The following is a 1108-nucleotide window of genomic DNA, read 5'->3' on the forward strand; positions in this document are numbered from 1 at the left end:
TGCCGAAGGTGCCGACCACCGGCGTGCGCTCCAACCTGTCGCTGCTCGATCGCCAGCAGGCGTTCGGCTACAGCCAGGAAGACATCACCATCCTGATGACGCCGATGGCCTCCACCGGCGAGGAAGCCGCAGGCTCGATGGGCAACGACACGCCGATCTCGGCGCTGTCGGCCAAGGCCAAGCCGCTGTTCACCTATTTCAAGCAGAACTTTGCGCAGGTCACCAACCCGCCGATCGACCCGATCCGCGAGGAGCTGGTGATGAGCCTCGTCTCCATCATCGGACCGCGGCCGAACCTGTTCGACCTGCAAGGCCTTGCCACCACCAAGCGCCTCGAAGCACGCCAGCCGATCCTGACCGACGCGGACCTCGAAAAGATCCGCTCGATCTCCGAGGTCGCGGAGTCGCACTTCAAGTCGCGCACGCTGGACACCACCTTCCACGCCGGCCTCGGCGCGGCCGGCATGGACCAGGTGCTGGACGAGCTCTGCGCGCGCGCCGAGAGCGCGGTGCGCGAGGGCGTCAATATCATCATCCTGTCCGACCGCATGGTCGGCACCGACCGGGTTCCGATCCCGTCGCTGCTGGCCTGCGCCGCCGTGCATCATCATCTGATCCGCACCGGGTTGCGCACCTCGGTCGGCCTCGTCGTCGAATCCGGCGAACCGCGCGAAGTGCATCACTTCGCCTGTCTGGCCGGCTACGGCGCGGAAGCGATCAATCCGTATCTGGCGTTCGAGACCATCATCGCGATGAAGGACCGCCTGCCCGGCTCGCTCGACGACTACGAGATCGTCAAGCGCTACATCAAGTCGATCGGCAAGGGCCTGCTCAAGGTGATGTCCAAGATGGGCATCTCGACCTACCAATCCTATTGCGGCGCGCAGATCTTCGACGCCATCGGCCTGAAGGCGGAATTCGTCGGAAAATTCTTCGCCGGCACGCATACCCGCGTCGAGGGCGTCGGTCTTGGCGAGATTGCCGAAGAGGCGGTGCGCCGTCATGCCGACGCGTTCGGCGATGCGCTCGTGTACAAGACCTCGCTCGATGTCGGCGGCGAATATGCCTATCGCAGCCGCGGCGAGGACCATGCATGGACCGCCGAGTC

General features: G+C 65.0%; 1 protein-coding gene. It reads left to right on the forward strand.

All coding sequences use genetic code 11. The features are described from left to right. Positions 1 to 1108 (forward strand): glutamate synthase central domain-containing protein (locus ABIB80_RS39330; RefSeq protein WP_354129654.1); only part of this gene is annotated, 1108 nt, incomplete at both ends.

The sequence above is a fragment of the Bradyrhizobium sp. i1.15.2 genome, from assembly GCF_040548425.1.
Classification (GTDB): Bacteria; Pseudomonadota; Alphaproteobacteria; order Rhizobiales; family Xanthobacteraceae; genus Bradyrhizobium; species Bradyrhizobium canariense.